This window comes from Streptomyces sp. NPDC006326 (assembly GCF_040612915.1).
Classification (GTDB): Bacteria; Actinomycetota; Actinomycetes; order Streptomycetales; family Streptomycetaceae; genus Streptomyces.
In genome coordinates, this window is the sequence record NZ_JBEXRC010000075.1 from 1 (window position 1) to 21704 (window position 21704).

General features: G+C 73.8%; 15 protein-coding genes and 1 pseudogene. 8 read left to right on the forward strand and 8 right to left on the reverse strand.

All coding sequences use genetic code 11. The features are described from left to right. Positions 1-156: 156 nt before the first annotated feature. From ABZ128_RS33730 to ABZ128_RS33750, 5 genes and pseudogenes are all read right to left on the reverse strand, one after another. Positions 157-1944 carry a protein kinase gene (locus tag ABZ128_RS33730; protein WP_356853494.1) on the reverse strand — a complete coding sequence of 596 codons (1788 nt, stop codon included), beginning with the start codon at positions 1942-1944 and terminating at the stop codon, positions 157-159. A gap of 225 nt (positions 1945-2169) precedes the next feature. Beyond that, positions 2170-4314: a penicillin acylase family protein gene (locus tag ABZ128_RS33735; RefSeq protein ID WP_356853495.1), complete on the reverse strand. Its 2145-nt coding sequence runs from the start codon at positions 4312-4314 to the stop codon at positions 2170-2172. 29 nt (positions 4315-4343) lie between these two features. Continuing rightward, a complete protein-coding gene (locus tag ABZ128_RS33740; RefSeq protein WP_356853496.1) occupies positions 4344-4841 on the reverse strand; it encodes a DinB family protein in 498 nt (165 codons plus the stop codon). A 69-nt stretch (positions 4842-4910) separates the two neighbouring features. Continuing rightward, a complete protein-coding gene (locus ABZ128_RS33745; RefSeq protein ID WP_356853514.1) occupies positions 4911-5711 on the reverse strand; it encodes a GNAT family N-acetyltransferase in 801 nt (266 codons plus the stop codon). A gap of 152 nt (positions 5712-5863) precedes the next feature. Continuing rightward, a pseudogene (locus tag ABZ128_RS33750) lies at positions 5864-6619 on the reverse strand (class II glutamine amidotransferase); the annotation flags it as partial. A 294-nt stretch (positions 6620-6913) separates the two neighbouring features. Here ABZ128_RS33750 and ABZ128_RS33755 point away from each other — a divergent pair. The 6 genes from ABZ128_RS33755 (at position 6914) to ABZ128_RS33780 (ending at position 14539) form a co-directional block, all read left to right on the forward strand. Next, a complete protein-coding gene (locus ABZ128_RS33755) occupies positions 6914-7282 on the forward strand; it encodes a signal peptidase I (protein WP_356853498.1) in 369 nt (122 codons plus the stop codon). A 208-nt stretch (positions 7283-7490) separates the two neighbouring features. Further along, positions 7491-9740, forward strand: a complete 2250-nt coding sequence (locus ABZ128_RS33760; protein WP_356853499.1) for an MMPL family transporter — start codon at positions 7491-7493, stop codon at positions 9738-9740. Between the two features lie 42 nt (positions 9741-9782). Beyond that, positions 9783-10331: a GNAT family protein gene (locus ABZ128_RS33765; protein WP_356853501.1), complete on the forward strand. Its 549-nt coding sequence runs from the start codon at positions 9783-9785 to the stop codon at positions 10329-10331. A gap of 100 nt (positions 10332-10431) precedes the next feature. After that, positions 10432-11037 (forward strand): hypothetical protein, encoded by a 606-nt coding sequence (locus ABZ128_RS33770; RefSeq protein ID WP_356853502.1) that lies wholly within the window; start codon positions 10432-10434, stop codon positions 11035-11037. A 184-nt stretch (positions 11038-11221) separates the two neighbouring features. Then, positions 11222-11389, forward strand: a complete 168-nt coding sequence (locus ABZ128_RS33775) for a hypothetical protein (RefSeq protein WP_356853504.1) — start codon at positions 11222-11224, stop codon at positions 11387-11389. Positions 11390-11425: 36 nt separating this feature from the next. Then, the gene (locus tag ABZ128_RS33780; RefSeq protein ID WP_356853506.1) at positions 11426-14539 is read left to right on the forward strand and encodes an AAA family ATPase; all 3114 of its coding nucleotides are present in this window, start codon (positions 11426-11428) and stop codon (positions 14537-14539) included. Here the strand turns inward: ABZ128_RS33780 and ABZ128_RS33785 are convergent. The 3 genes from ABZ128_RS33785 to ABZ128_RS33795 all read right to left on the reverse strand — a co-directional run bounded on the left by ABZ128_RS33785 (position 14505) and on the right by ABZ128_RS33795 (position 17130). Then, complete coding sequence (locus ABZ128_RS33785; protein WP_356853508.1) at positions 14505-14690, reverse strand: DUF6191 domain-containing protein; 186 nt, start codon at positions 14688-14690, stop codon at positions 14505-14507. The genes ABZ128_RS33780 and ABZ128_RS33785 overlap by 35 nt on opposite strands. A gap of 33 nt (positions 14691-14723) precedes the next feature. Next, entirely contained in the window at positions 14724-16016 is a 1293-nt protein-coding gene (locus ABZ128_RS33790) for a PQQ-dependent sugar dehydrogenase (RefSeq protein ID WP_356853509.1), read from the reverse strand. Positions 16017-16122: 106 nt separating this feature from the next. After that, positions 16123-17130, reverse strand: coding sequence for an aldo/keto reductase (locus ABZ128_RS33795; RefSeq protein ID WP_356853511.1), 1008 nt, complete (start codon positions 17128-17130; stop codon positions 16123-16125). A gap of 70 nt (positions 17131-17200) precedes the next feature. On the opposite strand from ABZ128_RS33795, the gene ABZ128_RS33800 reads away from it, so the two are divergent. Together ABZ128_RS33800 and ABZ128_RS33805 are read left to right on the forward strand one after the other, a co-directional pair. After that, the gene (locus tag ABZ128_RS33800; protein WP_356853512.1) at positions 17201-18157 is read left to right on the forward strand and encodes a 2-hydroxyacid dehydrogenase; all 957 of its coding nucleotides are present in this window, start codon (positions 17201-17203) and stop codon (positions 18155-18157) included. Positions 18158-18494: 337 nt separating this feature from the next. After that, positions 18495-21320 carry an EAL domain-containing protein gene (locus tag ABZ128_RS33805; protein ID WP_356853516.1) on the forward strand — a complete coding sequence of 942 codons (2826 nt, stop codon included), beginning with the start codon at positions 18495-18497 and terminating at the stop codon, positions 21318-21320. The last annotated feature ends 384 nt before the right edge of the window (positions 21321-21704 follow it).

Consider the following 21704-nt stretch of genomic DNA (forward strand, 5'->3'; position numbering starts at 1 on the left):
ACGACACCTCGAGGAGCGGGGGGGGGGCGCCCCGCATCCAGCCCCCCCCCCCGCCCGGCAGCCCCGCCGGCGCCCCCCCCCCCCCGTGGCGGTGCGGGGCCGCCGTGCGTCCGGCCCGGCCTGCTCTGCCCGGGCCCGGCTCTGGCCGGGCCCGGCTCAGCGGGTCAGCTGCGGGGCGGCGATGACGACGGTGCCGTTGTCACAGCCCATGTCCACCTTGACGCGCAGCCGCAGGGCGCCCGTGACGTCCACCGACTGCGTGGCCGGCTTGCCGAGCTCGACGAGTTCGGAGAAGGCCGCGGGCTTCCCGTCGAGCGAGATGCTGACCCGTCCCTTCTCGTGCGTGGAGCCGTCGTCGATCCCGGCCGTGAACTCCAGGTGCTTCCACTCGCGGTTGAGGTCGAACTCCGTGATCGCCTCGTCATTGCAGTCGGGCTGCGCGATGAAGGCCGCCCCGTACTGCTTGGTGTTGATCTTCGCGGCCCCGACGGTGAAGTTGCCCAGCCCCGCGATGGGCGTCAACTGGGTCAGGTCGGCGGCCTTGATGTCCGGTGCGACGCCGCCCGGCCGGGTACCGCTCGCGGTCGGGTCGGGCGTCGCGGCCTCCTGGCTCTCGCTCTCACTCTCCGAGGGACCGGGCGTCGGGGAGCCGGCCTCCGTCGCGGCCGCGTCGGAGGCGGAGCCCGCGCCCTTGCTGCCCGAGGCCTGATCGGCGCCCTTGTCCCGGTCCAGCAGCCGTACGCCGAGCACCGTGAGTGCCGCGACGACCAGTACGGCGGCCACCGAACCCAGGACCAGCCCGGTCCGCCGCTTCTTCGGCCGGGCGGGCTGCGGGGGCGGGGACGCCTGCAACGGGTACGTCGGCCCGTACCCGGCGGGCACGTGCTGCGGCTGCGGCTGCGGGTCCGGGTCCGGGACGGGCGGGGCCGAAGCACCGCCCGGCGGCGGGCCCGCGGGCTGGGGAGGCACCCCCGGCCTCGCCGGGACGGCAGCCGCAGCCGCAGCCGCGACCGGAGCCGCGTCCTGCACCGCCCGCTGCGAGGTGGAGGCGGTGGTGGACACCACCGCGTGCCGTACGTCCTTCATCCAGGCGGCCAGGCTCACGGGCCGCTGCGTCGGGTCACCCGCGTAGACGGCCGTGATCCGGTCCCGCTGCTCGGCGTCCAGTACGGCGATCTGCGGCAGTGCGGCCATCGCCCGGGCCAGCTGCTCGGGCGAGCTGGGCGGGGACTCCCCGCTCAGCAGGAAGTACGCGATGGCCCCGAAGGCGTACCGGTCCGCGGCCGGGGTCCGCTTGCCGTCGAAGACCTCGGGGGCCGCGTACCCCGGCGTGAACCACACCTCGGCCGTCTGGTGGTCGGCGGTCAGCTTGCTGAGCCCGAAGTCCACGAGGGTGGCCTGCCCGTGGGCGTCGACCATCACGTTGCCCGGTGACAGGTCGCCGTGGATGACCTGGCGCCCGGACGGGGTCGCCTTCCCCGAGTGCAGCCAGTCCAGGACGTCGGCCAGCTGCTCCAGCGTGCGCATCACCTCGCGCCGCTCGGCGGCGGTGGCGAGGCTGCGCTCGGCCCGCCAGTCGCGCAGGTCGAGCCCGTCGACGTGGTTCATCACGAGGACCAGGGCCCGCCCGGTCAGCGTCCCGGACTCGCCGGGCCGGTGGATGGGCGGCCCCTCGAAGTGCTCCCGCACGCCGACCACGCCCGGGCGGTGGACGAAGCGCAGGAGCTCGGCCTGCTCGTTCCACTTGCGGCTGATCCGGTCGAACTCGTCGGGCGTGATGGTCGTCTTGGAGTCCAGCACCTTGACGACCACCGGTTCACTGCCGCCCGCGAGCTCGATCTCCGCGAGATAGAGCACGGCCTCCCCGCCGCGCCCGATCGACCGGAGCAGCCGGTACCGGTCTGCTGCCGCATCCGGCCCGATGTGCAGATTCTGGCTGGTCAATTTCCCCCCAGCGCCGATGCTTTGAGTGTTCATCAGTCTGGCGTGGCCGGAATCACACGGTCAATCGGAATGGTCAGTTTGCCGCGGACGAGCGCTCTTCGGAGGAAGGCGCCGACGGCAGCTCGTCCTGCCGGGCCCGGCTCCCGGCTCACCCCGCCTTGAGGGTGACGGTGCCCGAAGCCCGCGATGCGGCGGCTGAAGACGGCCCGGAGGCGGGGGCGGGGCTCATGCCGGTTCCCTGGTGAGGCGGGCCCAGTCGGTGACGACGGGGACGAGTTCGCAGCGGGCCCAGAGCGGGAGCTGGTCGCGGTGGTGGGCCGAGCCCGTGACGCCGTCCGCGCCGAGCGGGACCACCCAGAGGCTGTCTTCGCGGCGGGCGAGGTCCCACACGTAACGGGCTGCCGGCGCGCGGGCGGTGAGGTCGGTCAGTCCGGGGACGGTGGAGGTGGCGTTCACGCAGTCGTGGTCCCCGCCGAGGCCGGGCCACTGGGCCTGCGGGTCCGGGAGCGCCGCCCAGGGCGCGAGGCGGTGCACCTGCGACCACGGGGTGTCGGGGGAACCCGCCGCGGCCGTTTCCTCCAGGGCGGCCCGTACGTGGGCGGCCCGGTCGAGGCCCGGCAGGAGCGGGGTGGTCAGCAGCCCCTCCAAGGCGTAGCCGACGCGGGGGAGCAGGTACAGCCAGGGGTGGAAGACCTCGGGGCCGGTGGGCGCGCCCGCCAGGTCCGCGAAGACGGGGTCGGCGGCGAGGCGGCGTACGGTCCCGGCCCGGACGGCCGAGAAGACGGTGGCGTCGGTGCTCCCGGGCGCCATGTGCCGGTCCCAGGCGAGCAGCCGGGCGCGCAGCGCGGCCGCGGCGGGGGAGAGGCCGTCGAGCCCGGGCAGCAGGTCCAGCAGCGCGGCGGCCGAGCCCAGGTACGTGTCCCGGTGTACGTCGGCCATGGCCTTCGGGGACCAGTCGTCCGAGCGGGAGAGCAGCGCACGGATGCGGTTGGCGCGGTGCGGGGGCGCGAACTCCACACCGAGCGGGGAGGCGATGCCGCGGGCGTTGGCCATGACGGCGAAGCCCTGCACCGGCTCGGCGGGGGTCTCGGCCCAGCCCTGCCAGGCGTGCCGCGGATCCCAGGCGGGCACCGGGCGCAGGCGGTTCGTGCGGTGGCGCAGCGGGACGGCGCCCGCGACGCGGTGCAGCAGGCCGCCCTCGGAGTCGGCGGCGTGGACGACGTTGACGGGCTCGGCCCAGCCGTCGAGGGCGCGGTCGATGTCGGCGACGCTGCGGGCGTGCAGGAGGGCGCGCAGGGCGGCGAGGCCGAGGTCCGCGCGGACGCGGGGCGGGTAGCGCAGGGAGAGGGCCCGTTCCCCGGTGGCGTGCGTCGGGTCCGCCGCGGCGGCCGCGGTGTCGTGGGGCTGCGGGTGGTGCAGGGGGTGCTCCCGGGTGATCACCGGGCCGCGGGCGGTTTCCAGGACCTCCACCTCGACGGGGTCGGCCCCGGCGACGGTGATGGTCTCGGTGTGGCGGTGGACGGGCTCCCAGGTGCCGTCGGGACCGAGGGCCTCGAAGCCGCCCGCGCCGGCCGGGCGCAACCGCTCCACGTACAGGTCCTGGTAGTCCGCCATGGCGTTGGTGATGGCCCAGGCGGCGGTGCCGGTGTGGCCGAAGTGACCCATGCCGGGCACGCCGGGGACCGCGAGGCCGAGGACGTCGTACTCGGGACAGGCGAGCCGTATCTGCTGGTAGACGCCCGGGTCCTCGATGAACCGGTGCGGGTCGCCCCCGATGATCGCCGCACCGGTGGCGGTCCGCTCGCCGGGTACCAGCCAGCCGTTGCTGCCGATGGTGCCGGGGCCGTCGGTGGCGAAGAGGGTGACGGCCTCGTCGCCGAGGGCGCGGGCCACGCGCTCGCGCCACAGCTTGGTGGCGAAGCCGGCGAAGAGGATGTGGGTGGCGATCCAGATGCCGAGCGGGACCCACGGCTCCCAGGGGGCGGGGGTGTGGCCGGTGCGCGCGAAGCGCTCGTCGCGGGCGCAGCCGCGGGCCATGCCGTCGTTGACCCCGTGGACGTAGGCCCCGACCCAGGCCGCGGTGTCCGGGTCGAGGGCCTCGTGGCAGCGCCGGGCCGTGTCGTCGAGGCGGCTCTGGCGGGCGAAGCGGTCCCAGGGGACGCAGCCCGGGCCGAGGAAGGCGGCGCTGGTTCCCCGGGCGCGGTGCCGCTCGACCTCCAGCTGCCAGGCGCGGTCGAGGGCGGTGGCGCGGCCCTGTGCGTAGGCGAGCCGGAGCGGATCGGCTGCGCGCAGGTGGGGGATCCCCCACGCGTCCCGGTAGAGCTCGAAGGCATCCGCCCCCGCGGCGGATGCGGTGTTCCCAGGGCTCACTCTCTGCTCCCGGTCGTCGGGCAGGGCGCTCAGGCTCCCGTGGTGCCGTCGATGCCCTCGCGGAGGAAGTCGGCGTGGCCGTTGTGCCGCGCGTACTCGTGGATCAGGTGCAGCATGACCAGGCGCAGCGAGGCCTCCGCCTGCCAGCTCGGCACGTACGCCGTCACGTCGAGCGACTCGGCGGCGGCCTCGATCCGGCGGGCGTGCGCGACCTCGGCCTCCCAGGCGGTGAACGCCTCCTCGCGGGTGGAGCCGGCGGCGTCGTAGGCGGCCTGGAAGTCGTGGTCGTCGGACCAGAGGTGGGGGAGGTCGCCGTTCAGGATGCGGCGGAACCAGTTGCGCTCGACCTCGGCCATGTGCCGCACCAGCCCCAGCAGGGAGAGGGTGGAGGGCGGCATGGACGTGCGCCGCAGGTCCTCGTCGCCGAGGCCCTCGCACTTCCAGGCGAGGGTGGCCCGGTGGTAGTCGAGGAAAGCGCGCAGGGTGTCGCGCTCGTTTCCGGTCAGGGGCGGTCCGATGCGGTCCATGGGGTGATCTTGCCCCGCCGGGCGGGGCCGGGGGAAGCCGTTTTCCTCCGCCGGAGTCCGGCCCGGGCGTCAGCCGGCGGGGGCCGTCCACACCCACGGCACCGTCATGCCCAGGACCCCGAAGCCCAGCCGTTCCAGGATCGGGCGGCTGTCCTCGGAGGCGTCCACCTGGAGGTAGGGGATGCCGCGCTCGGCGGCGATCCGGGCCCGGTGGGCCACCAGGAGCCGGTAGATGCCCCGGCCCCGCCACTGCGGGAGGGTGCCGCCGCCCCACAGTCCCGCGAAGGAGGACCCCGGGCGCATCTCCATCCGGGCCGCGCTGACCGGGGTGTCCCCGGCCATCGCCAGCACCGCCGCGACGGTCTCCGGCTCGTCCTCCAGCAGGCTCAGCAGCAGCTGCCGGATCCCCGGCCGGTCCGTCCCGAAGGCCCCGGCGTGCACCTGCATCATCAGGTCCACGCCCGCCTCGTCGGTCACCGGCCGCAGGGTGATGCCCTCCGGCGGCTCCACCGGCAGGGAGGCCAGCTCGTCCGCCCGCCCCACCAGCAGGGTTTCGGCCGGCTCCGGGGTGAACCCCGCCGTGCGCAGCCGCTCCCCGAGGTCGGCCGGCCGGTCGTGGCCGTACAGCTTCCACTCGAAGGCGGACACCCCGCGCTCCGCGAAGTACGCCACCTGCGCCGCGATCGCCGCGTCCGCCGTCCCCTCGTCGAGGTCCGACCAGAGCACGCCGTTCCACCCGTCGCCCGGTGCGGTCTGCCGTACGACGGCTCCCGCGCGCTCCACCCGGGCCCGGGCCGAGTCCGGCCGTGCCCCGCGGCGCATCTCCCGGTCGTACCGGGCCCGCACCGCCTGCAGTTCCTCGTGATCCATGGTCATCGCCCCCAGCTGACCAGCCGCCGGACGCGCCGCGCAACCGCATTTGCGGCGGGGCGGAGCCGTCGCGGCTTTCGCAGACGAGCCCGGGGGATGTGCCGACGACGGCCCGGCAGGCGCCCGGCATCCCGGAACGTCCTTGCCGGTGGTCAGGCCGGCAACGGTGCGAAGGGGTGGAGTTCGTCGTGGCCGGCGTGCACCACCCTGTAGCTGCGCTCGGGAACCTCGTTCCAGGCACCGGGGAGGTCGCCCAGGGGCTCGGACACGACGAGCCGGGTGTCGTCGGACAGCTCGGACAGGAACGAGGCGTCGGGGTGCAGCGCCCGCAGCGACTCCACCCTCGTGCTGTAGAAGAGCGAGCGCGCGGCTCCCTCGCTGGCGTAGCGGAACGCCCACACCGCCGAGCCGTTCGTGACGGCGACGGTCATCTGCACGGGAGCGGCGATGCCGTGCGCACGGCCCGTCCGCTCCACCAGGCCCACCATCCGGGCCACGGCCGCCGGGGGGTCCTCCTCCAGGCCCAAGGTGAGGACGAGGAAGAACATCACCTCGGAGTCCGTCGTCCCCTCGATGTCCAGGAACAGCCCCGGGTCCACGGCCATGCACAGTTCCCGGCGCAGATGGTGGAAGCCGGCGATGGAGCCGTTGTGCATCCACATCCAGCGGCCGTGCCGGAAGGGATGGCAGTTCGTCTGCTGCACCGCCGTGCCCGTCGACGCCCGTATGTGTGCGAACAACAGGGGTGCGGTGACGTGCTGGGCGATCTCCCGCAGGTTGCGGTTGTTCCAAGCGGGACCGACGTCGCGGACGATCGCGGGGCTGTCGGAGCCGGACTCCGGCGCGTACCAGCCGATCCCGAACCCGTCTCCGTTGGTCGTCTCCACACCCATGCGCGCATTGGTCGTGGGGATGACGGCCGCGGTCGGCCCAGGAGGCCGGTGGCCACGCCTGGCGCGACGCGGGCACCGGGCACTGCGGCGCCGCAGGGTCGGCCGTCCCTGCGTTCAGTATGTGTGCGCGGCTGGTCCCCTGCATCACCCGGCGGGGCGGCACCGGATGCCGGGCCGGCCCCTTTCGCGCCCACCGCGTACGGGGCGGGGTACGGCCCCGCCCCGCGAGGTGTGCGTCTCCCTCACCTCCCCCTCAGGGCCCGGCCCACCGGGGGCCGGACGGGCCGGTGGCTGCACTAACCTCGGCCCGTGAACGACGACTCCCTCTACACCGGCAAGGCCGCGCCCGACGCCGCCACCGACCGCGGCTGGCTCCTCGGCCACTTCAAGGACCCCGCCGATCCGCGCCACAGCAAGGACGTGGAGATCAAGTGGGGCGTCCACCCGCAGGGCGAGGAGCGGGCCCAGTGGGTGACCGGGGAGGAGCGCACCGCACTCCAGGTCCTGATCAGCGGACGTTTCCGGCTGGAGTTCCCCGGCCGTACGGTCGTCCTCGCCGAGCAGGGGGACTACGTCGTCTGGGGCCGCGGAGTCGACCACTCCTGGTACGCGGAGGAGGACTCGGTGGTCCTCACCGTCCGCTGGCCCTCGGTCCCCGGCTACCGCGCCGAGGACTGACCCGCAAGCCCCCGCATCCCCCCTTCCTGTGACGATGCACACGAAGGGGACCAACGATCACGAAACGCTGGGATCGTGGGGGCGTAGACCACCACCTCCGGCCGTACCCGGGCGATCCCCGGGCCCCCGGCCGGGCCTTCACGAGTTCTAGTGTTCTTTCGTCGGGCTGTCTCCCGGTAAAGATCCGAACCACCAGGGAGCACGTCCGTTGGCAGCAATCGCACGGTGGTGCATGCGGCACCGACTGGTGGCCGTCCTGCTCTGGCTGCTCGCGCTCGGCGGGAGCGCCGTCGCCGCAGGGACCGCCGGAGCGGCCTTCTCCAACCACTACGAGGTCCCCGGCACCGAGTCCGGCCGGGCGCACGCCCTGCTCCGCGAGGGCTTCCACGGCCAGGACGGGGACACCGACACCGTCGTGTGGCGGACCCCCGCGCACCAGTCGGCCCGAAGCCCCGGTGTCGAACAGCGCATGACGCGGGCCCTCGACGCCATCGCCGCACTCCCCGGCGTCGGCTCGGTCGCCGGCCCGTACGGATCCGGCCCGGAGAGCGCCGCACGGATCAGCCGCGACGGCAGGACCGCCTACGCCCTGGTCACCTTCGGCCAACCGGCCGACTCCGTACCCAAGGCCCAGGCCAAGGCCGTCGTCGCCGCCGCGAAGAACCCCACAACCGAGGCGGACGGACTGCAGGTCGAACTCGGCGGCCCGGCCATCGGGCTCACCGAGGCGTCCGGCGCCCACCTCGCGGAGGTCATCGGCGTGGGCGTCGCCGCCGTGGTCCTGCTCCTCGCCTTCGGCTCGCTCGCCGCCAGCCTGCTGCCCATCGCCACCGCCCTGGTCAGCGTGGGCACCGCCTATTTCGGCATCACCCTCCTCGGGCACGCCATGGCCGTCGCCGACTTCGCCCCGATGCTCGGCACCCTCATCGGCCTCGGGGTCGGCATCGACTACGCCCTGTTCCTCGTGACCCGGCACCGCAAGGGCCTCAAAGGCGGCCTCCCCGTCGAGCAGGCGGCCGAGCGCGCCGTCGCCACCACCGGCCGGGCCGTCGTCTTCGCCGGGGCCACCGTCTGCATCGCCCTGCTCGGCATGCTGGTACTGCGGCTGAACTTCCTCAACGGGGTGGCGATCGCCGCCTGTCTGACCGTGGTCCTGACGGTCGCCGCCTCGGTCACCCTGCTGCCCGCCCTCCTGTCGTACATCGGCATGCGTGCGCTCTCGCGCCGTGAGCGGCGCACCCTGGCCGCCGAGGGCCCCCAGCCCGAGACGCCCACCGGCTTCGCCGCCCGCTGGTCCGCCTTCGTGGAGCGCCACCCCAAACCGCTCGGCCTCGTCGCCGCCGCGGCCATGGTCGTCCTCGCGCTGCCCACCCTCTCGCTGCACCTGGGCACCTCGGACCAGGGCAACAACCCGGCGGGCTCCACCACCCGGCAGGCCTACGACCTGCTCGCCGAAGGCTTCGGCCCGGGCGCGAACGGCCCGCTCACCGTCGTCGCTCGCCTCGACGGCGCGGGCGACCGGCTGGCCGTCACGCAGCTGGCCGAGGCGCTGCGCACCACCGAGGGCGTGGCCTCCACCGGCCCGGCCGTCTTCAACCGCAGCGGCGACACGGCCGTGCTGAGCGTGGTACCGGACTCCGCCCCGCAGTCCCGGGCCACCAGCGAGCTCGTCGAAAGGCTGCGGCACACGGTCATCCCGCGCGCCGGGCACGGCAACACCATGGCCGTCCACGTCGGCGGCGTGACCGCCGGCTACGACGACTTCGCCGATGTCATCGTCGGCAAACTGCCGCTGTTCGTCGGGGTGGTCATCACCCTGGGCTGCCTGCTCCTGCTGCTGGCCTTCCGGTCCCTCGGGATACCGCTCAAGGCGGCGGCCATGAACGTCGCCGCCGTCGCCTCCTCGTTCGGCGTGGTCGTCGCGATCTTCCAGTGGGGCTGGGGCAGCGAACGGCTGGGCCTCGGCAGCGCCGGTCCGATCGAGCCCTTCCTCCCTGTGATCATGGTTTCGGTGCTCTTCGGCCTGTCCATGGACTACCAGGTCTTCCTCGTCAGCCGCATGTACGAGGAGTGGCTGGAGACCGGTGACAACCGGCGGGCCGTCCGCGTCGGCCTCGCCGAGACCAGCCGGGTCATCAACTCGGCCGCGGTCATCATGATCTCCGTGTTCCTGGCCTTCGTCCTCAGCGGCGACCGGATCATCGCCATGTTCGGCATCGCGCTCGCCGCGGCCGTGGCCCTCGACGCCTTCGTCCTGCGCACCCTCCTCGTGCCGGCCCTGATGCACCTGCTCGGCGGCGCGAACTGGTGGCTGCCCGGCTGGCTCGACCGGAGGCTCCCGAAGATCAGCATCGAGCCCGCGGAACCCGGTCCGCGTGCGACACTTCCCGCGCAGCAGCCCGGTACGCACCCCGCCACGAGCAAGGACGTTGCCGAGCCTGCCGCGACATCCCGGTGACCCGGCGGCCACCCGCCGTATGAGACCCAAGGAAGAAGCCGCATGTTCTCGATAGACCTCGCCGAAGACGCCCAGCTGTTTCCGCTGGAGATCTGGCACGCCGAGGAGTTCCTGACGCACATGGACCGCGGCCGGGAGTACATAGGCGAGCACATCGTCCTCGCGGACTTCGTCACCGACCTCGACACGGCGCAGAGCTTCCTGTCGGCCTACGCGCAGAAGACGGCGGCCGACGGCGGCCGCATCTACGGCATCCGCGTCGACGGCACCCTCGTCGGCGGCGTCCTCTTCCGGACCTTCGACACCGGGACGGGCAACTGCGAGGTCGGCTGCTGGCTGGAGCCGACCGCCGCCGGCCGGGGCCTGGTCACCAAGGCCTGCCGCGTCCTGATCGACTGGGCCTTCCACGACCGCGGGATGCACCGCGTCGAATGGCACGCCTCCTCCGCCAACAAGAAGAGCCTCGCCGTCGCCGAGCGCCTCGGCATGACCCGCGAGGGCGTCCTGCGCCAGGCCTATCCCTACCGGGGAGTCCGCCAGGACACCGAGATCTGGGCGGTCCTGGCCCACGAATGGCCCCCGGCCGTCTGACACCGGGCGCCGCAGGGCCGGCGGACCCGCGGCCGGCCGCGCCGGGCCGGCGCGGCGGCCTCTCAGAAACCTCTCAGACAAGCCGCCTACGGTGCCCCGCATGGACACCACCAAGACCGCCGACCCGACCGCTCCCGACACGGACACCGCCGGAAAGGGCACTGCCGGCGCCGCCGAAGCACGCCCGGCCCTGCAGGACGCCCCCGAGGACACCGCCGCCCCCGCGCCCGCCGCGGACGCGGACGAGGAGCACGACGAGGACCTCGGCGGCGACGAGCTCCCCGGCGAGCAGGACGACCCGCAGGAGCAGCCCACCGGGGTCGGCTCCGCGGCGTCGGCCGTTGTCGCCGCCGGGCTCGGGCTCGTCGCCCTCAGCGGCAGCTGGGTCTCCCGCGTCATCGCCGAACGCCAGACGCTGATCGGCCAGATCGAGTCGGTGAACGCCGCGACCACCGAGGCCAAGATCCAGGCCCTGTACGGCGACGCCTGGCACATGACCGCCCTCGTCAACGGTGTCCTGTCCACGCTCGCCCTGCTCCTCGCCGTCTTCGTCCTGGCCCGTCCCGCCTTCTCCGTCCCCGGCCGCGTCCACCCGACCTGGGTGCGGGCCGTCTCCTGGGCCGCCGTCGCGCTCGGAGCCCTCGGAATCCTGCTGTTCGGCCTCATGTACTTCGACATCCTCGTCCCCCTCCCCAAGGCCGCTTAGGACCCTGCTGCCCAGGACCCTGCTTAGGACTCCCCGGCGGGTACCGGGGATCCGAGCGGCCTCGCCTAAGGCCCCCCGGCTCGTACAGATGCGGCATGCGCCCGATGCCCCGGGACCCCCTGGGACGCGAGTCTCGGATCACACCGAACGAGGTGCCCGAGAACAAGCAACCAGGGAGTACGGGATGTTCGAGTACGAGATCGCCATGGCCCGCCGCGCCGACCTCATCCGCGAGGCCGACGTCTACCGCCAGGTCCAGGAGGCGGCCAGGGCGCACCGCCGGTCTTCGCGCGGCCAGGAACCCGAGAGGCCGGTGAGAGGAGCCCGGGGCCGCTTCACCCGGGCCGCGTGACCGGCACCGCCGCCCCGTGGCGTGGACCGGCCCGTGATGAGAAGCGCACCCGAAACGAGTGCCGCCGGCCAGGACTCCTGTGCGATGCTCGGCGACGTGGAGACCAGATCTGTCAGCCCGGTGTTCGTCGGCCGAGCCGACGAACTGGCCGTACTCGTCGACGCATTGGCGCGCGCCGCCGGCCAGGAGCCGCAGGCGATGCTCATCGGGGGAGAGGCCGGCGTCGGCAAGACCCGCCTCACCGAGGAGTTCCTCTGCGAGGCGGCCCGCCGCGGCGCGGTCGTGGCCGTAGGAGGCTGTGTGGAGATCGGGGCGGAGGGGCTTCCCTTCGCCCCGTTCTCGACGGCGCTGCGCGCCCTGCACCGCCGGCTCCCCGAGGAGCTGGCCGCCGCGGCGGCAGGCCAGGAGGGCGAACTCGCCCGGATCCTGCCGGAACTCGGCGACACCCCGCGCGGCCCGCACGACGAGGAAAGCACCGCCAGGCTCTTCGAACTGACGGCCCGGATGCTGGAGCGGCTCGCCGTCGACCGCACCGTCGTCCTCGTCCTGGAGGACCTGCACTGGGCGGACACCTCCACCCGCCACCTGCTGTCCTACCTCTTCCGCACGCTCACCAGCGGCCGGCTCGTCGTGGTCGCCACCTACCGCGCGGACGACGTCCACCGCCGTCACCCGCTGCGCCCGCTGCTCGCCGAGATGGACCGGCTCCGCACCGTCCAGCGCATCGAACTGCCGCGCTTCAACCGGGCGGAGGTACGCCGCCAGCTCGCCGGGATCCTCGCCTCCCAGCCCGACGAAGCCTTCGTGGACTCCGTCTTCGAGCGCTCCGACGGCAACGCCTTCTTCGTGGAGGAACTCGTCGCCTGCCGGGAGAGCGGCTGCCGCGCCGGGCTCACCGAGTCCCTGCGCGACCTCCTGCTCGTCCGCGTCGAGGTCCTGCCGGAGGCCGCCCAGGGCGTGGTGCGGCTCGTCGCCGAGGGCGGCTCCACGGTGGAGTACCCGCTCCTGCGGGCCGTGGCCGGGCTCACCGAGGACGAGCTGATCGAGGCCCTGCGGGCCGCCGTCGGCGCCAACATCCTCCTCGCCACGCCCGACGGGGACGGCTACCGCTTCCGCCACTCGCTGGTCCGTGAGGCCGTGAGCGACGACCTGCTGCCCGGCGAACGGGCCCGGGTCAACCGCCGCTACGCACAGGCCCTGGAGGCCGACGACTCGCTGATCCGGGCCGAGGAGCGGGTCATCCGGCTCGCCAGCTACTGGTACTACGCGGGCGACGCCGCCAAGGCCCTGCCCGCTGTGCTGGCCGCCTCGGTCGCCGCCCGCCGCCGGCACGCCTACTCCGAACAGCTGCGGCTGCTGGAGCGGGCGCTGGACCTGTGGGAGAGCGCCCCCGAGGAGGTCCGCGAAGCCCTGCGCCCGGTGGACTACACCGAGGTCTACCCGCCCTGCGGCTGCGACCCCGCCACCACCCCGCTCCAGCGGCTCGACCTGCTCGCCGAGGCCGCGGTCGCCGCCCGGTTCGGCGGTGAACGCGAACGCGCCCTGAAGATCACCAAGACGGCGCTGCGGCTGCTGGAGGCGGACGCGGACCCGCTGCGGTCCGCCTGGTTCTGGACCGAGCGATCCCGGCTGGTCGCCGCCCTGGGCCGGGGCGACGGCTGGGAGGAACTCGCCAAGGCCCAGGAGCTGGTCCGGGGGCTGCCCCCGTCCCAGGTGCACGCAGAAGTCCTGGTCCGGGCCGCGGGCTGGGGGATGCTGCACAACCCCGGCCCCGGCAACCTCGACGCCGCCGAACGCGCCGCCGCCTACGCTCGGATGCTCGGCGCCGAGGAGATCGAGCTCAACGCCCGGATCACGGTCGGCTCCCTGCTCACCGACGCCGGCGACCCCGAGGGCGGCCTCGCCGAGCTGCACGCGGTGCGCGAACGCGCCACCCAACTCGGGCTCCTGATGCTCGCAGGACGTGCACATATCAACCTCACCTCTCAGTTGGAAAGCATGGGCCGCTCCCAGGAAGCGGTGGAACTGGCCCGGCGCGGAGCCGAACTGGTCAGTACGTCCCGGCTGTTGGACACCGAGGCGTGGATCTGCGGAAACATGGCGGAGAGCCTCTACAGCCTCGGCCGCTGGGACGAGGCCGCCGAGGCGGCCCGGCGCACCCTGCGGGTCGGCCAGAGCGCCGCCCCGCGCGGCTCAGCCGCCGCCCGCCTGTCCTACCTGGCCCTGGCGCGCGGCGAACACGCCGAGGCCGCAGCCCAGCTCGCCGCCGCCCACGCCCACTTCGGCACCCACGACACCCAGCCCCAGCACCGCCTGCCGCTCTACCGCCTCGCCGTGGGCCTGGCCGCGGGGGAGGGCCGGATATCCGACGTCCGCGCGGAGACCGCCGAGGCCGTCGCCTACGGCTTCCCGCTCGGCCACCACCGCTACGCCTGGCCGCTGCTGCTCGCCGCCGCCTCGGCGGAGGCGGACGCCCTCGGCCTCCCCGCCGCCGACGAAGGCCGCCAGGCCGCCCTGGACGTGCTGCGCGGCGCCGCCCGGGCCCTGGCCACCCCGGTGCCGGTGTGGGCCGCCCACGCCGAATTCCTCCGGGCCGAACTGCTCCGCGCCGAGGCCCGGGACACCGTCGCCGACTGGACCGCCGTCGAGCAGGCCGTGCGCCCCCTGGAGCGCCCCTACCTGCTGGCGCGCGCCCGCCACCGGCTCGCCGAGGCGCTCCTCGCCTCGGGCGGCGCACGGGAGGCCGCGGCCCTCCTGCTCCGCGAGGCCCACGCCACCGCCGACCGGCTCGGCGCCCGCCGGCTCCGCGAGGACCTGGCCCTGCTCTCCCGGAGGGCCCGGCTCCCGCTCACCGAGGCCGGCACACCTCCGGCCCTGCCCGCACCCGACACCGACCCGGCGGAGTCCCTGGGCCTGACCAGCCGAGAACGGGAGGTGCTGCGCCTGGTCGCCGCCGGAAACAGCAACCGCCAGATCGCGCAGGAGCTCTTCATCTCCCCGAAGACGGCCAGCGTCCACGTCTCGAACATCCTGGCCAAGCTGGGCGTCGCCGGCCGCGGCGAGGCGGCCGCCCTCGCCCACCGGCTGCGCCTGTTCGGCCCGGCAGCCGTCCCGGCTACCTCCGGTCCGGCGGCTCCGCGGGGCGTATGAGCACCTTGCCGGAATCCAGGTCTATCGGGCCCCGTCCCGGATCCCCGTCATGCACGTCGGTCCGGGACAGCTCCAGCCGCTTCTTCTCCTCGCGCGTGTGCTTGCGTCCCGGGTTGAACAGCTCCTCGATCATGTTGAACACCGCGTCCACCGCACCTCTCGCCGCGCCGCCGGGGCATGCCGGTTACTGCACCGTCAGCGTCAGGATCCTGTCGTCGCCGGGCTCCGGCGAACCGCGCCCGTCCGTCTCGCTCGTGACCAGCAGCAGCCTGTCCCCGCCGAGCGATATCACCGTCCGCAGCCGGCCGTACTTCCCCTCCAGGAAGGCCTCCGGCTCCGCCGCCAAGGCCGCCCCCGCCAGCGGGATCCGCCACAGCCGCGCCCCCTTCAGCCCGGCCATCCACACCGAGCCCTGCGCCCAGGCGATACCGCTCGGCGACGCCTCATCGGTCTTCCACACCGCGACCGGATCGCGCAGGCCCGGCTTGCCGGCCTTGCCCTCCGCCTCCGGCCAGCCGTAGTTCCCACCCGGCTCGATCAGGTTCAGCTCGTCCCAGGTGTGCTGGCCGAACTCGGACGCCCACAGCCGCTTGTCCTTGTCCCAGGCGAGACCCTGCACATTGCGGTGCCCGTACGAATAGACGACCGAGTCGGCCTCCGGATTGCCGTGCACGGGCCGGCCGTCGGGGGTCATCCGCAGGATCTTGCCGCCCAGCGACTTCTTGTCCTGGGCGAGGGCCTGCTCACCGGTCTCGCCCGTCCCCGCATAGAGCATCTTGTCCGGGCCGAAGGCGATCCGGCCGCCGTTGTGGACGAGTCCCTTGGGGATGCCGCGCAACACCGTGTCGGGCGCGCCCAGTTGCTGGCCGGGCTCCCTGTGCTCGTCATACCGCATCCGGGCGATGCGGTTGTCGGACTCCGTCGTGAAGTACGCATAGACCATCCGGTCCGAGGCGAACGAAGGGGACAGGGCCAGCCCCAGCAGCCCTCCCTCGCCGCCCGGGGCCACCCCCGGCACCTTGCCGATCGGCACCACCTTGCCCGTGGCCACCGCGACCCGGCTGATCGTCCCCCGGTCCCGCGAGGCCACCAGCAGATCCCCGTCGGGCAGCGGGGCCACGCCCCACGGGGACTCCAGGTCCTTGGCGATCTCGCCCGTCACCGTCACCGAGCCCTTGGCCGGCGGTGCGGAGGCCTCCGCCGAACCGGACGGGCCGCTCGCAGAGGGCGTGGGCGCCGCCCGGGGCGGGGACGAGCCCGGCCCGGTGCCGGCGGTGCCCGCCGGGGAGCATCCGGCCGCCAGCAGCGCCCCGCATCCGGCCAGCGCGGCCACCGCCAGCGCCCCCCGGGTCCGGGCGCCCACGGCTCCGTACCCCCCAGGTGTCGCGGAACGCCCCTGCGCCGTGCACCCCTCCGGCTCCTCGTACGCCTCCGGTCCCTCGTACCGCTCGTGTCCCCGTGCCCGTCCGTACCGCATCGTCCTGCTCCCCTCCGGTCCCGCGATCCTGCCCTTCACCCGTCTCAACAGCCGCGGCACTTCCCGAAGTTCCACCACTCGTACACCCGATCGAGTGGTTGTTCCGTCAGTCCCAGGCTCCCACCGCGGACGGCAGCGCCGCGATCTCCGCCAGGTCGCCGGCCGTGAGCCGCACCTGCGCCGCCCCCGCGTTCTCCGCCGCCCACCGCGCCCGGTCGGCCCCCGGCACCGGTACCACCTGCGGCCCCTGCGCCAGCACCCACGCCAGCGCCACCTGCGCCGTCGTCACCCCGGCCCCGTGCCGGCGGGCCACCCGGCGCAGCCCCGCCACCAGCACCTGGTTCGCCGCCATCGACTCCGCCGTGAACCGCGGATGCCGCGCCCGTACGTCCTCCCACTCGAAGCCCTCGCCCGGCCTGAGCGTCCCCGTCAGGAACCCGCTGCCCAGCGGCATCGCCGCCAGGAACCCCACCCCCCGCGCCGCACACCACGGCAGCAGCGTGCGCACCGCCTCCGGCGACCACACGGACAGCTCCGCCTGCACCGCGCTCACCGGGAAGACCTGCTGCACCCGCTCCAGGTGCCGCAACGTCACTGCATAGCCCCGGTCCCCGCGCCGCCCCGCCCCCGGTCCGGCCCCCGCGCCCAGCGCGCAGAACCCGAGCGCCCGCACCTTCCCGGCACTGACCAGCTCCGCCATCGCCCCCCAGGACTCCTCGACCGGAACCTCCGGGTCCACCCGGTGCAGCTGGTAGAGGTCGATGACGTCCGTCCGCAGCCGCCGCAGCGAGGCGTCGCAGGCCCGCCGCAGGTATCCGGGCCGCCCGTCGGCGACGACGTGCTGCTCCCCGGCCCGCAGCCCCACCTTGGCCGACACGAACGCCTCCGAACGGCGCTCGCGCAGCACCCGCCCGAGCAGCAGCTCGTTGGTGAACGGCCCGTACATGTCGGCCGTGTCCAGCAGGTTCGCCCCCAGGTCCAGGGCCGTGTGCACGGTGGCCAACGAGTCCTCGCCGCGGCGTCGCGAGGGGGCGTAGGCCCAGCTCATCGGCATGCACCCGAGTCCGACGGCGCCCACCGTCAGCGCCCCCGCCCCGATCGCCCTGCGCTCCACCCGTGCGTCCCCTCCCGCTCGGCACCAAACTAACGGCTTGATCAGGATCCCTTGGCATAGCCTCGTGATCATGACTGCAAAGACCGCGGACGTGTGGCTCCCGTTCCCCGCCGAGGAGATCGAGGGCCTCCCCGACTCCTTCCGCTACCGCCACTGGGACGGCGAGGAGACCTTTCCGGCCGATCCGGCCGCCTGCGTCTTCTACGTCACCCCCTACATGAAGTCCCCCGAGGTCACCCTGCGGCCCCTGGCGGGGATGCCGGACCTGCGGGTGATCCAGACGCTGACCGCGGGCATCGACGCCCTCGTCGGCGGATCGGGTGGCCTCGGCGGCCTGCGGCCGGGCATCCGGCTGTGCAACGCCCGCGGCGTGCACGAGGCCAGCACCGCGGAACTGGCGCTCACCCTGACCCTCGCCTCGCTGCGCGGCATCCCCGGCATCGTGCGCGGCCAGGACCGCGAGGAGTGGCGGTTCGGCTTCTACGACGCCCTGGCCGACAAGTCCGTGCTGATCGTCGGGTACGGATCCATCGGTGCCGCCATCGAGGACCGGCTCGCGCCCTTCGAGTGCGCACGGATCACGCGGGTGGCGCGCTCCGCGCGCACCACCGCGCGCGGACCGGTCCACTCCCTCGCCGACCTGCCGCGACTGCTGGCGCAGGCCGACGTGGTCATCCTCTCCACCCCGCTCACCGAGGCGACGCGCGGCCTGGCCGGCGCCGACTTCCTCGGCCGGATGAAGGACGGGGCCCTGCTCGTCAACGTGGCCCGCGGGCCCGTCGTCGACACCCCGGCCCTGCTGGCGGAACTGGAGTCGGGCCGGCTGCGCGCGGCGCTCGACGTCACCGACCCGGAGCCGCTGCCCGCCGGACATCCGCTCTGGCACGCCCCGCAGGTCCTGATCACCCCCCATGTGGGCGGAGCCAGCTCGGCCTTCGAGCCGCGGGCGAAGCGCCTGGTGGCGCGCCAGCTCTCCCGGTTCGCCGCGGGGGAACCCGTGGAGAACACCGTCCTGGTCACCAACTAGGCCGCACCCGCACACGCTCCGCATCCGTCCGGGAGCACCCAGTGGTCACAACTCCCCGCGTGGTAACGGAGCGTAGAGCATCTATGTCCCTGAGTGACGAAAGTGGTGTATCGTCCGGAACAAGGGGCTGCGCCACGAACGTCTGGCGCTGGGGAGTGATCGGACATTTTGGGGGGCGACGGGCGATGCACGGCCAATGGACGAAGGATCCGATGCGGCACAGCCGCCGGAGGCGACGATGGGGTGCGCCACCAGCCAGCGAGGGGGACCGGTGAGTGCGCCGGGGGCGGCGCTGCTGGCCCGGCCGCCCGTCCCGGGCGGAGGCAGGAGCCTGGCGATGCAGCTGCTGCTCGCCGTGATCAGCGGGGGATACGCGGTCGGCGCCGCGCTCGGCTGGGGCTCCGAGGAAGTCGCCGAGATCATGGGCGACTTCGGGCTCAGCGCCGCAGCCCTGCTCGCCGCCGTCTCCTGCTACGGCTACGCGCGGGCGATCGACAGCCGAGAGCGGCCCGCCTGGCTGCTCTTCGCCTTCTCCTCCCTGATGGGAGCCTGCGGCAACGCCGTCTGGGGCTGGTACGAGGTGATCCTCGGCGAAGCCGTGCCGAAGCCCTCGCTCGCCGACTTCGCCTTCCTGTGCTTCGCCCCGCCGGCCATCGTGGGCCTGCTCGTCCTCGCCAAACGCCCGGTCACCAGGGCCGGGTGGGTCTGCCTCGGGCTCGACTCCTGGCTCATCGGCGGCTCCCTGCTCACCCTCTCCTGGAGTCTGGCCCTCGCCCACACGGCCCGGACCGCCCAGTCCGGCGCCCCCGGCAGCGTCCCGCGCGCCGCCCTCTCCCTCGCCTATCCGCTGCTGGACATCGCGCTCGTCTCGATGGTGCTCGTCCTGCACTTCCGGCGCTCCGAGAGCAACCGCTCGGCCGTCAACACCGCGATCGCGGCCCTCGCCCTCACCGTGCTCAGCGACGCGCTGTTCACCTCGCCGCTGCTCAGCGCGGGCTACCAGTCGGGGCAACTGCTCGACGCCGGCTGGTTCGCCGGCTCGCTGCTGCTCGCGTACGCCCCGTGGGGGGCCCGCCGGATGCAGCCGGATCCCGGCGCCCCGGCCCGCCCGCCGCTCGACCGACCGGTCAGCCGGCCCATCACGGGCTCGCTGCCCGCCCTCACCCCGTACCTCGCGGCCGCGGTCTGCACCCTGGGCATCCTCTACAACGTGGTGGACGGCCGGAAGGTCGACCGGGTGGTGGTCTTCACGGGCTGCACGGTCGTGATGGCCCTCGTGATCCGCCAGGGCATCATGCTCCTCGACAACATCGCCCTCACCCAGGAACTGGCCCAGAAGGAGAACCACTTCCGCTCCCTGGTCCAGGGCTCCAGCGACGTGATCATGATCGCCGCACCCACCGGCACCCTGCGCTACGTCAGCCCCGCCGCCGCCGGGGTCTACGGCCGGGAGGCCGAGGAGCTGGTGGGAACCGAGCTGGCCACCCTGATCCACCCCCACGACCTGGGCCGGGTGGTCCACGAGGTGCGCCGCTTCCTCGCCGCCCCGCCCGCCGAGGAGCCGACCACCCGCATCGAATGCCGCTTCAAGTCCGGCAGCGGCGAATGGCTCAACGTGGAGTCCACCGTCAACCGCCACCAGGGCGGCCTCATCCTCAACAGCCGCGACGTCACCGAGCGGGTCCGCCTGCAGGCGCAGCTCCAGCACAGCGCCGAGCACGATCCGCTGACCGACCTGCCCAACCGGGCCCTGTTCACCCGCCGGGTCCGCCAGGCGCTGAGCGGGCGCCGGGCCGGGGACCACAGCACCGCCGTGCTGTTCATCGACCTCGACGGGTTCAAGGCGGTCAACGACACCATCGGCCACCAGGCCGGCGACGAACTGCTGGTCGAGGCCGGGCGCCGGCTCCAGGACTCGGTGCGGGCCGGCGACACGGCCGCCCGCCTCGGCGGCGACGAGTTCGCCGCCCTGATCCTCGGCGACGGCAGCCGGGACCGCAGCGCCCGTGAGTACCAGGTCCACGAGATCGCCGACCGGCTGCGCACCACGCTGGCCCAGCCCTACCGGGTATCGGGCCACGAGGTCCGGGTGGCCGCGAGCATCGGGGTGGCCTTCGCCGACCCGGGCATCACCCCTTCGGACCTGATGCGCAACGCGGATCTCGCGATGTACCGGGCCAAGGCGGGCGGCAAGGACCGCGTCGAGCTGTACGCGCCGCAGATGCAGGCCGAGGTCGTACGGAAGGCCGAGCTGGCGGGGCGGCTGCGCAGCGCACTCCACGAGGGCGAGTTCGCCCTGCTGCACCAGCCCGTGGTCTCGCTCGCCACCGGCGCCGTGACGGCCGTCGCCGCGCAGGCCCGCTGGCGTTCCGGACAGGGGATCCTGTTCACCCCGGCGGAATTCCTCCGGGTGGCCGAGTTCAGCGAGGGGGCGCCGCCGCGCCCGGACGCCCCCGCCCCCGGGACCTCCTCCCGCACGGCGGAGCTGGGGCGCTGGCTGCTGGAGGAGGCCGTGGGGCAGGCGGCCGAGCGGCACCGGCTCGGGCACGACGTACCCGTGGCCGTCCGGATGAGCGCCCGGCGGCTGCTGGACCGGTCCATGCCCCTCGGCTCCGTGGAAGCCCTGCTCAACCGGCACGGCCTGCCTGCCGGAGCCCTGATGATCGAGCTGGCGGACAGCGATCCCAGGGTGCCCTTCGAGGAGCTGGAGCGGCGCCTCGCGGCCCTGCGCCGGCTCGGGGTGCTGATCGCCCTGGACGGCTTTGGAAGCGGCTACGCGGCCATCAGCGCCCTGCGCCGCCTTCCGGTGGACATCCTGAAGCTCGACCGCAGCCTGGTCGAAGGGGTGGTGGAGTCCGCCCGCCTCCACAAGATCACCGCAGGCCTCTTGCGGATCGCAAACGACCTGGGCATGCAGTCCGTGGCGGACGGGGCCGACCTGCCCGAGCAGGTCACCGCACTGCGTGCAATGGGGTGTACCCACGGCCAGGGACTGGCTTTTTCCGGCCCGCTCGACGAGTACAGGCTGCGGCGGGCGCTCGTGCGCGGTACGTTCCCAGTACCGGGCGGGGCGGCCCAGCCCGCCTTGGCCGGTGGCTCGTCCAGTGGCTCGATGGCCATGCGTAGAGGCTCACATAATGAGACGCCCGTCCCACCCACTTGACATCCCCCTCCCGCCGGAGGGAGGGTCAATGCCATGCGCACCCGAATTCTCGTACTTGGAAAGCGCGTCGGCTGAAGCTGGGACCTGCATGTCCCCGCTCCACGAACCCGACGCGCTCCCCTCGCTTGCCCACCGGCACGAGGGGTTTTTTGTTGCACTGGCACACCTTCGAATCCGCGTAAAACCCTCAGCTTCGAGAAGAGAATGCCGATGACCGAGCAGGCCACCGGGGCCCACCATCCGCAGCCGCGGCCCCGTTCCGGCGGACAGCCGTCCGCCGCAGTTGAGCACGTCACGGGTGCGCAGTCCCTCATCCGTTCTCTCGAAGAGGTGGGGTGCGACACCGTGTTCGGTATTCCGGGCGGTGCGATCCTTCCGGCGTAC